The 9,750-nt window shown below is 36.9% G+C and carries 11 protein-coding genes and 1 pseudogene; 9 read left to right on the forward strand and 3 right to left on the reverse strand.

Annotated elements, in window-relative coordinates; all coding sequences use genetic code 11:
- Together LKACC16343_RS13790 and LKACC16343_RS13795 are read left to right on the forward strand one after the other, a co-directional pair.
- A partial coding sequence (locus LKACC16343_RS13790; RefSeq protein WP_143444287.1) for a relaxase/mobilization nuclease domain-containing protein occupies window positions 1-987 on the forward strand: 987 nt, incomplete at its 5' end.
- Between the two features lie 829 nt (window positions 988-1,816).
- On the forward strand, window positions 1,817-2,587 hold the full coding sequence (locus LKACC16343_RS13795; RefSeq protein ID WP_056950677.1) for a replication initiation protein: 771 nt from the start codon (window positions 1,817-1,819) through the stop codon (window positions 2,585-2,587).
- 388 nt (window positions 2,588-2,975) lie between these two features.
- Here LKACC16343_RS13795 and LKACC16343_RS13800 read toward each other — a convergent pair whose 3' ends face one another.
- Window positions 2,976-3,650, reverse strand: a complete 675-nt coding sequence (locus LKACC16343_RS13800; RefSeq protein ID WP_056950674.1) for a GntR family transcriptional regulator — start codon at window positions 3,648-3,650, stop codon at window positions 2,976-2,978.
- 103 nt (window positions 3,651-3,753) lie between these two features.
- On the opposite strand from LKACC16343_RS13800, the gene LKACC16343_RS13805 reads away from it, so the two are divergent.
- Window positions 3,754-4,398, forward strand: a complete 645-nt coding sequence (locus LKACC16343_RS13805; protein WP_056950673.1) for a Vat family streptogramin A O-acetyltransferase — start codon at window positions 3,754-3,756, stop codon at window positions 4,396-4,398.
- 60 nt (window positions 4,399-4,458) lie between these two features.
- On the opposite strand, the gene LKACC16343_RS13810 is transcribed toward LKACC16343_RS13805, so the two are convergent.
- Window positions 4,459-6,243 (reverse strand): heavy metal translocating P-type ATPase, encoded by a 1,785-nt coding sequence (locus LKACC16343_RS13810; protein WP_411762952.1) that lies wholly within the window; start codon window positions 6,241-6,243, stop codon window positions 4,459-4,461.
- Between the two features lie 247 nt (window positions 6,244-6,490).
- On the opposite strand from LKACC16343_RS13810, the gene LKACC16343_RS13815 reads away from it, so the two are divergent.
- The 3 genes from LKACC16343_RS13815 to str all read left to right on the forward strand — a co-directional run bounded on the left by LKACC16343_RS13815 (window position 6,491) and on the right by str (window position 8,032).
- The gene (locus tag LKACC16343_RS13815) at window positions 6,491-6,850 is read left to right on the forward strand and encodes an ArsR/SmtB family transcription factor (RefSeq protein WP_025024910.1); all 360 of its coding nucleotides are present in this window, start codon (window positions 6,491-6,493) and stop codon (window positions 6,848-6,850) included.
- 136 nt (window positions 6,851-6,986) lie between these two features.
- The gene (locus tag LKACC16343_RS13820; protein ID WP_435369334.1) at window positions 6,987-7,175 is read left to right on the forward strand and encodes a hypothetical protein; all 189 of its coding nucleotides are present in this window, start codon (window positions 6,987-6,989) and stop codon (window positions 7,173-7,175) included.
- An 8-nt stretch (window positions 7,176-7,183) separates the two neighbouring features.
- A complete protein-coding gene (gene str, locus LKACC16343_RS13825; protein ID WP_056950663.1) occupies window positions 7,184-8,032 on the forward strand; it encodes a streptomycin adenylyltransferase Str in 849 nt (282 codons plus the stop codon).
- Window positions 8,033-8,117: 85 nt separating this feature from the next.
- On the opposite strand, the pseudogene LKACC16343_RS13830 reads toward str, so the two are convergent.
- Window positions 8,118-8,531: pseudogene (locus LKACC16343_RS13830) on the reverse strand (DDE-type integrase/transposase/recombinase); the annotation flags it as partial.
- A gap of 201 nt (window positions 8,532-8,732) precedes the next feature.
- Here LKACC16343_RS13830 and LKACC16343_RS13835 point away from each other — a divergent pair.
- The 3 genes from LKACC16343_RS13835 to LKACC16343_RS13845 all read left to right on the forward strand — a co-directional run.
- A complete protein-coding gene (locus tag LKACC16343_RS13835; RefSeq protein WP_056950660.1) occupies window positions 8,733-8,918 on the forward strand; it encodes a hypothetical protein in 186 nt (61 codons plus the stop codon).
- 214 nt (window positions 8,919-9,132) lie between these two features.
- On the forward strand, window positions 9,133-9,486 hold the full coding sequence (locus LKACC16343_RS13840; RefSeq protein ID WP_056950680.1) for a MobC family plasmid mobilization relaxosome protein: 354 nt from the start codon (window positions 9,133-9,135) through the stop codon (window positions 9,484-9,486).
- Window positions 9,468-9,750: relaxase/mobilization nuclease domain-containing protein (locus LKACC16343_RS13845; RefSeq protein ID WP_179207696.1), on the forward strand; the 283-nt coding region annotated here is incomplete at its 3' end. The genes LKACC16343_RS13840 and LKACC16343_RS13845, both read left to right, overlap by 19 nt.

Here is a 9,750-nt window from a genome sequence, read left to right on the forward strand (position 1 = left end):
ACACAAGCCTATGCTAGTCGTATTTCGTTTAGTCCAAAGGAATTTGACCCTAAAAACGAAATCGACCAGAAAAAAGCTCTCGATATTGCCAAAGAAGTGTATCAAAAGACTTATCCTAATCAACAGGTGGCGCTATATGAACATGCTGATACGGACGCCTTACATATTCACGCTGTCATTGGGGCAATTGACTTGGAAACTGGCAAGAAAATGCATGGAAATTGGCAAGAATATCGTGAAAAGCTCGTTCATAACACCGATGAAATCGTACAAAAACATGGACTAGAAGTAACACACACTGACCCTGAACGGTATGAAAAGCGTTCTATGGCCGAAATCAAAATGCAAGACCGCGGACAACCGACTTGGAAAGACCAAATCAGACAAGCAGTTGATAGTACCATGTCTAATCAGCTTATATGCGATTTTCAGACGTTTAGAGACGATTTAAAGCAAAAAGCAATAGATGTATGGGAACGAGGTAAAGACCTTACCTATCAGCTAACAGGGACGAATTATAAGGCTCGTGGTAATAAACTTGGCACAGCTTACGAAAAGGAGGCAATTTACAATGAGTTGGAAAGACGTACCAGAGACCCAGATACAAACAGATTTAACAGCGCTCAACCAGACCCTGAAAGAAATCAGGAACTATCAGGGCACACAAATTCAACTACAAAGCAAACAACAAATCGAACTGACCGAACAGCTGACACAAATCGAACAAACCAGCCAAAAGGTCAATCAAGCCTTTCAAGAGACCTTGAACAATTTAGAGAACAGCAAAGAAACCAGCAGAGAACGATTAGTCGCTCTGCTCAAAGACGCTCAAAATCAGTTCAACGAACAAACAAAGACGGTCAATCGCAAAACAATCGACGAATTGCAACAGATAAACAGTCTGCAAAAGAGCAACAACACCACGTTGAAAGCCCTAAACGACAGCCTAAACCAAACCGTTCAAGGGACTATGGACCAAGTCGCTAATCGTTTATCTACCGAAATTGACCGTACACATAAACATATGAGTTGGTATGAGATTAAAAATTATCTGTACGCGGTTATTCCGACTGGGTTGCTCTCAGGGCTCGTATTTTGGCTTCTGACGCATTTCTTTGCTTAACAGGTGTATTTTATGAAATTATCTTTAAAATGGCTTAGAATGCAAAATATTGATGAATTAGCTAGGTGTCGACGCACTATTTAACTGTCTGTCAACGGTAAATCGAATTAAAGGGGCTTTCTGCTTTAGCAGTTAGCCCCTTTTTGAGGCTTTAAGGAGTTGATAGACTGGCGGATAAAACACTTTTGCGCATGCAAAGAAAAGCACCCTTGCTTTTTTTGCCTGCCTAACGGCGAGTGATTAGGTGGTCAAGCGAACTTCGCTTGTGGGTTTGGGCAACGCCCAAGATCTTTTTATGTAACGACCATAGGGAGGCGCAATGAGCAAAGCGAATGAAGTTAAATGTGAGAGCTTGTCTCTCACTCCTTTTGTTTGTGTTGTTTTGTTTTATTGAATTGCGCTCACAAACATAGCGCTACGCGCGCACCTAATTTATTAATAATTCTATTAATACTTCTAAATACTTAGGGAAAAAGGAATGGCTTTATATCAACGTTTATAGCACTAATAGAACACCAAAAAGCACACCACTCAACACCAAAAAGCACACCACTCAACACCAAAAAGCACACCACTCAACACCAAAAAGCACACCACTCAACACCAAAAAAATAAAAATCACTTTACTTTAGTGTTAATTAGTAATAGAGTGTATTTATAAAATAAAATGTATGTTCGAAAGGAAGAAAATTTATGGTCGATAAACGCAATATGTTATGGGTCAGTGACCGTAACTTTAATAAAGAAGATTTTAAAGACCAACAATATTTTCAGGTGGCTGAACATAATGACCTAATTACTAAGGCACGTCATGATTTAAATGCCCGTGAATTGAAGATTATGGACTTTGTTGTTTCTAAGATTAAACCTGATGATAAACACTTTAATATCATTCATACGTCAATGTATGAGCTGTCTAATGTCCTTGAATTAAAGCGTAGCGGTCGTACGTACTCGCAACTTGCCCAAAATTTAGAAGACATGCGTGCTAAAAGCCTTCGTATTTATAGTGAGACGGATCGTCGTATTACTCTAACGGGGTGGTTTGAAGTTGTGCATATTTGGGAAAATGGACAACTTCAAATCAAAATCAATGAAGAATTTGCGCCATTTTTGTTGCAATTAAAAGATAAAGGGCACTACACCCAATACTTACTCGTTGATACCGTTAAACTGAAAAGTAAATATTCTATTTTGTTATACAAATTGATCCGTGAAGCTGATAAAGATAACGGTAGTTCAATTGCCATTGTTCAAGGAACGCCTGATGAGTGGAAAGAATGGTTAGGTTCGCCTGAAAGTTACACCTATGGACGTTTAAAAGATAAAATATTAAACCCAGCTATTGCAGAAATTAACCTTGAAATTGATGATATGGACTTATCTTTATTTCAAGCACGCCGTGGTCGTGAGGTAGTTCAAGTCGAAATTCACAATAATTTTATTCGTAACCCACGTTTTTAATATAAGGGGGGAAATGATGTTCATAATAAAAAGAGGGATACCGCCCTAGCCTCCACAGCTCACGGTATCCCTAAATTTAGCAAAACAACCAACCATTTGAAAGGAAGTTTCACTATGAAGAATAGTATCACAAAAATAAGTCTAGTTGTATCAGTTATCAGTCTGTTGGTAGTGGGTTTTCTTGCGCTACAAATGCATGAACTCACCACAATTACAACGAGTTCACACAAATTTAACTTATAAGTTATGTCTTTTGAACCTTGAGTGAGAATGTAGTCGAGTACTAGGCATGAGAATTTTTTGTAGGTTTCAAAAAATATTACCCGTTCTTGACGGAATGAACGACTGAAAACCGAAGTTAGTTACATATTATATGTACGAAGGCATTTCATTTACACAAGATTCTTGACGCTACCATAGCTAATGAATATTCGACTAGATTGCCAAAGCGATCAAAACCTCTTCTAACACGATTAAGCGCCAAAGTATCCGACTTACCCAATAACTCCTTGTCATCATCTTTTAGATTAACGGCCTTGAATTCATCTTTGAAACTAGCCACTTCTTGACCACTCTCTTGGAGTATTTTGTAGAGTGATTTGTGACGCAAATCTTTCAATTCATTTTGAATCGCAACATTTGGAAGATAGTGTTCAAAAATTATGAACGGCTTATCATCCAGTGAATAAAGACGTTTAATATACAAAACCTGTTGCTTACCAGATTCCTCAAAAGGAGTTCCCTTTGGCGAAACTAATTTGATCTGTAGAATCTTCTTAGTTAAATCACCGTGTTCATCGACAATAGATGAGAATGATCTGGCTTTTGATAATTTATTGAACAAGTTGTTGCTAATAACCGTCGTTCCGATTCCACTTTTCTTAACCAAATAACCCTCACTGACTAGTAATTCAACCGCATTACGGACCGTGATTTTGCTGACATTATACATTTTCTCTAATTCGTTCTCTGTTGGTATAAGGTTTCCTACTTCATACTTACCTGATAAAATATTCTTTTTAATATCACTGGCAATTCTCTGATATAAACTTCCTGCTATCATTTTATTATCTCCATGGTTCATCTATATTAATTATTATGTATTCTTACATTATAATATATGTAACGGCTGTTAAATAACAGCAATTAAATTTAAGGAGCATCTCATGAAATCATACCCCGATCCGAATTCAATCTATCCCAACCCCAATATCAAAGAAATGGTCTACATCAAAAATACAATCAAATCCCCAAATATTATCGTGGGCGACTACACGTATTACGATGATAAATCTGAACCAGAGAATTTTGAAAAACACGTCACTCACCATTACGAATTCCTAGGTGACAAACTAATAATCGGCAAGTTCTGTTCAATTGCCCAAGGTATCGAATTCATTATGAATGGTGCAAATCACGTGATGAAGGGCATTTCAACTTACCCATTTAATATTCAGGGTAACGGTTGGGAAGCCAACACACCTACTCTAGATGACTTACCTCTAAAGGGCGATACGACAGTCGGTAACGACGTATGGTTTGGTCAAAATGTCACTGTTCTACCCGGTGTTCATATTGGTGATGGTGCCATAATCGGTGCAAACAGTCTTGTAACTAGCAATGTGGAACCATACTCAATCGTTGGCGGTAATCCTGCCAAACTAATTAAACAAAGATTCTCTGATGATATGATTAATGAACTAGAAAAGCTGCAATGGTGGAATAAGGATATCGACTGGATAACTGCCCATATCAAAGAACTTACTGTTAATGAATTATCATTGGATAAGATCAAAGAATGGACAAAATAAGTATTTACAAAAAAGGTCCTCGCATTTAATAAAATGCGAGGACCTTTTTATAATTATTTATCACTTCAAGAATTGTAATCTAACAGCGTTTAATACCGCTATAACGGTGACACCGACATCGGCAAATACTGCTTGCCACATGCCTACGAAACCGAAGGCTCCCAGAATTAAGAACAAAACTTTGATCCCTATGGCAAAACTAATATTCTCCATAACTATTTTTCTAGTCACCTGAGCAATTTTAATCGTCTTAGAAACCTTGGAAGGTTCGTCACCCATAATAACAATATCGGCCGCTTCAACTGCAGCATCACTACCAAGACCGCCCATGGCGAACCCGATATCAGCCGTCGTTAATACTGGCGTATCATTGATACCATCACCAATAAAGGCCACTTTTTTATTTTTCTTCTTAGATGTTGCAAGTAATTTTTCAACAATATTAACCTTATCTTCAGGTAACAAGTCAGTATAGACATTGTCTAACTTAAGCTTATCCGCAATCGATCTACCAACTATGGCATTATCACCAGTCAACATGGCACTCTTAATCCCACGTTGATGTAATAATTCAATTGCATCCTGTGCATCTGACTTAGGCTCATCGGCAATCACAATGCTACCCATAAACTTACCGTCAACACTGACATAAACAACCGTACCAATTCCATTATCTCTGATGAAATTAATTCCTGACATTGCCTTATCATTACCTACTACAACTTGTTTGCCATCGACTATAGCCTTCAAACCATGACCAGCATGTTCGTTCGCATCTGTGACCTGATACTGACTCATATCGTCGTTATAAGCTTTGATAATCGACTGCGCGATTGGATGCGTAGAATTCTGTTCCGCTGCAGCCGCAATACCTAATAAATCTTGTCTCTTAACTCCAGCTACAGGTTCAATTTTAACAACTTCAAATTGCCCCTTTGTCAAAGTACCAGTCTTGTCAAAGGCTACTGTATCAACACTATTCAAGGCTTCAAGATAACTGCTACCCTTTACTAGTACACCTTGTTTAGATGCTGCTCCAATCCCGCTGAAGAAACTCAGTGGAACTGAGATAACTAGAGCACAAGGACACGAGATAACTAAGAATACCAAGGCACGTGAGATCCATTCACCCCAGTTGCCAGTAAACAGTGACGGAATTATTGCTAGTGCAACTGCCATAGCAACTACGATCGGCGTATAGATTTTGGCAAAACGTGTAATGAACTTCTCTGCCGGAGCCTTTTTATTGCTTGCATTTTGGACCATATCCAATATTTTGGCAACTGTAGAATCACTATATATCTTTGTGACCTTAATCTCCAAAGTACCGTTTTGATTGATAGAGCCACTCATGGCGGCATCGTTTTGATAAATACTACGAGGCATCGATTCACCTGTTAAAGCTGATGTATCAACCATCGATTGTCCAGACACGACCGTCCCATCTAAGGGAATCTTCTCACCAGGTCTAACAATAATAATCTGTCCAACTTGAACTTTAGATGGATCAACTTTCTTAGTACCTGAAGCCATTTTTATAGTCGCAAAAACTGGTTTAACTTCCAATAATGCTGAAATAGATTTTTTAGAATTATTTGTCGCAATATCTTCAAATAAGTTACCTACTTCATAGAAGAACATGACCGCGACAGCTTCCGGATACTCTCCTAAAATCAGAGCACCAACCGTTGCAATTGTCATTAAGAAATTTTCGTCAAAAATTTCACCATGAAAAATATTTTTAACTGCTTTTAAGACGATACTTCCGCCAATAACGAAGTAACCCATGAAATAAAGGACGATATTAATCGGTTCACCGAATATTCCTATGAATCCAGCAATCATAAATACAGCTGAAATAACTAATTTCCATAGTCTGACAGTGGATTCATGATCTAATTTATGTTTTGATTTCGTTTGCTTATTTTTTACTTGATATTCGGATTGGACATTGTACGATTTCATTAGAAACATCCTCCCTACAATTGTGTAAGTGTTTACATGAATATATGAGCATTCATTCATATTTCATCTATAATATAATATATCCTACAGGGAAATTCAATGATTTGTAGAAAAAAGGTGAAGTATTATGGTAGAAAAAGATTTTTCAGAACAAGAACATCAAGCTGCTCTGAATCATTTGAAGGAAAGTATTCCTGCCAATGAAGAATTAGAATCAATGGTCAACATTTTTAAGGCTTTTGGCGATATGACCCGTGTAAAAATTATCCTGGCATTGTCAAAAACACCCTTGAGTGTTGGCGAAATCGCCGATACTTTGGACATGAGTCAATCATCAATTTCCCATCAACTAAGTCTATTACGTCAATTAAATCTTGTTACGAGTGTGCGACACGGTCGAAATATTCATTATCGATTAAGTGATCAACACATAATCACGATTTTTGGACAGACAAAAGATCACATTATTGAAGACGAAAACGACTGATACTACTGACTTCCGATTATATGTACGAAGGCATTTCATTTACACAAGATTCTTGACGCTACCTTTTAATGATTTACATATTTTAAAACCAGATTGGAAAATTATTAAACGAACTTCCGATAGAGCTATTGTTTTTATGTTATTAAGTGATGAAGAAGAATGGGGCAAAATTCATAGAAATTCTAGAACGAAATATAAAAATTTGATTAAAGAAATATCCCCAATTGATTTAACGGAATTAATGAAATCGACTTTGAAAGAGAACGAAAAACAATTGCAAAAGCAAATTAATTTTTGGCAACGTAAATTTAGACTTGGGAAGTGAAAAAAACAATGAGAACTGAAAAAGAGATTTTAAATTTAGTTTCTGAATTTGCTTATCAACGAAGCAATGTAAAAATTATTACTCTCGAGGGTTCAAGAACTAATGAAAATATAAAAAAAGATAAGTTTCAAGATTATGATTTTTCGTTTTTCGTATCAGATATTGAGTGTTTCATACATGAAGAGAGTTGGTTAAGTTTATTTGGAGAATTATTGTTCATACAGAAACCAGAAGATATGGAATTATTCCCTCCTGATTTAGATTATGGTTATAGTTATATAATGTACTTTAAAGATGGCATAAAAATGGATATTACATTAATTAATTTAAAAGATTTAAATCGTTACTTTAATGACTCTGATGGTCTTGTAAAAATTTTAGTTGATAAAGATAATTTAGTGACTCAAGAAATTGTTCCAGATGACTCAAATTATTGGTTAAAAAAACCAACAGAACGAGAATTTCATGATTGCTGCAATGAGTTTTGGAGTGTTTCAACGTATGTAGCAAAGGGCGTTTTTAGAAGAGAAATATTATTTGCTTTAGATCATTTCAATAATATTTTACGTCCTGAATTATTAAGAATGATGTCTTGGTATATTGGTTTTAATAAGGGTTTTGATTTTAGTTTGGGAAAGAATTATAAGTTTATAAACAAATATTTAACTGATAAAGAATTCAATATGTTTTTAGCTACTTTTGAGATGAATGGATATAAAAAGACATACCAATCTTTTAAGCTCTGTTGTGAATTATTTAAATATTATTCAAATAAAGTAAGTTGTTTAGGAAATTATAACTATCCACATTACGAAAAAAATATCGAGAATTTTATTCGTAATAATTATGAAAATTAATTTTATTAGCAACCACATTTTTGGGGTTCTGGTGCAAAATTAACAAAATAGTCTTTGTAATACATTGGGACGATTGTTGAACGGATCATTGTACTAATAATTCGATTAGTGATTGTGACGACGAAAAACCAAAGAGACTTGGTTCTCTTTGGCTTACTTTATGTAGTTGATGCATGACTTCAATCCCACTTAGCGTTTTTAGCGCAGTTCGTAGTGATTGAAAACCGCTTGATTTTACTAAGACGTGTTTAATTAACCGATGATCTTGTTCAATCAAATTATTACGATATTTAGAACATTGGTGATTTGCTTTCACCAATAAGCCGTCTTTAATTACTTGTTTAATAGCCTTTAAAGTGCCAGCATATTGATCAGTAACCAGACAATCAGGACGACCATAGGTCGTCAATAAACGTTTCAAAAAATGATAGGCGGATTGATAATCACGATGTTTACGTAACTCAAAATCTAGTGTTAATCCATGACTATCAATGGCTCTATCATACTCTATCACAAGATCCAAACATCAATATTTGGCTGGCTAGACTGCTTCCTATTCTTATTATTTTTATTGTGTTCTTTTCTCTGCAATGGATAATCAACACATTTGAAAAGGAACCTTATAAATTTTAGTTATTATATTGGGCTGAAACCCTTGCTACAAGCGTGAGACGCTTGCCCTGTTCGGGGAGAACTCTCCATGAAATGGTCTGCTGGAAAGCTCCTGCTGAAAGCATGCGTCAAGTGCAAAATTTGTCTTGATGAAATCATGCTTATTATGCAAAATAATTCGGCAGACAGCCCCCGTCGGGTAGACGCCATTTGCGGAATAAATCAGCAAATGGCATACGCAACGATTGGTAAAAAGTGGCTAGCATATAGCTAGTCATTTTGCCGTGAGTTTGCGTAGCTAGGGGGTCAAGGGGCGAGCGCTAGCGTCCCCTTTGCAAGCACCACATCAGACACGTAAGTGGCTAGCATGTGGGTTGCTTGCCAAACCCCGTGAATTGATTTATTATGTGAGTAGAAACCCTAAGGGTTTCACGAGCTTAATCAATCAATTCACTTGCCTGAAAGGCAAAACAAAGGGGGTGGGGTTTGTGAGCGAACAACACAATATGTCTAGCCATCTATCCGATAAACAACCCAATCGGAAAGACAGTCGGCAAATCAATTTTAGAGTGAGCGAGCAGGACTATTTAAAGCTTTCGCAATCTGCGAAAACTTTAAATATGTCCGTGCCTGCTTTTGTCAAAAAGAAGGCACAGGGGGCGCGGATCGTTGCCCCTAAGATTGGCGCAAAAGAAGCGCAAGAGTTAGCCCGTCAATTAGCAAAAATTGGGGGTAATCTCAACCAATTAACAAAACACGCCAATCAGGGGGGCAACGTCCCCGCCCAAGCATTGCAGGAACTTCAAAGTGAGGTGGCAAAGATATGGCAACAACTCACATAAAGCGGTCTGCAAGTGCGTCACGGCTTGTCAATTATGCCGAAAAACGTGCGGTCTTAAAGGACGGACTAAACCTTGATGTGAACTATGCTAAAAGTCAATTTAAACAAGTCCGTGAAGTGTACGGTAATCAAGGTAAAACACAAGCCTATGCTAGTCGTATTTCGTTTAGTCCAAAGGAATTTGACCCTAAAAACGAAATCGACCAGAAAAAAGCTCTCGATATTGCCAAAGAAGTGTATCAAAAGACTTATCCTAATCAACAGG

The organism is Companilactobacillus bobalius, assembly GCF_002179915.1.
Lineage (GTDB): Bacteria > Bacillota > Bacilli > Lactobacillales > Lactobacillaceae > Companilactobacillus > Companilactobacillus bobalius.

Excerpts from the sequence above, each read along its gene's own strand:
- LKACC16343_RS13795 (WP_056950677.1), top strand. The coding sequence starts at position 1,817 with ATGGTCGATAAACGCAATATGTTATGGGTCAGTGACCGTAACTTTAAT.
- LKACC16343_RS13800 (WP_056950674.1), bottom strand. The coding sequence starts at position 3,650 with ATGATAGCAGGAAGTTTATATCAGAGAATTGCCAGTGATATTAAAAAG.
- LKACC16343_RS13805 (WP_056950673.1), top strand. The coding sequence starts at position 3,754 with ATGAAATCATACCCCGATCCGAATTCAATCTATCCCAACCCCAATATC.
- LKACC16343_RS13810 (WP_411762952.1), bottom strand. The coding sequence starts at position 6,243 with ATGATTGCTGGATTCATAGGAATATTCGGTGAACCGATTAATATCGTC.
- LKACC16343_RS13815 (WP_025024910.1), top strand. The coding sequence starts at position 6,491 with ATGGTAGAAAAAGATTTTTCAGAACAAGAACATCAAGCTGCTCTGAAT.
- LKACC16343_RS13820 (WP_435369334.1), top strand. The coding sequence starts at position 6,987 with ATGTTATTAAGTGATGAAGAAGAATGGGGCAAAATTCATAGAAATTCT.
- str (WP_056950663.1), top strand. The coding sequence starts at position 7,184 with ATGAGAACTGAAAAAGAGATTTTAAATTTAGTTTCTGAATTTGCTTAT.
- LKACC16343_RS13835 (WP_056950660.1), top strand. The coding sequence starts at position 8,733 with ATGAAATGGTCTGCTGGAAAGCTCCTGCTGAAAGCATGCGTCAAGTGC.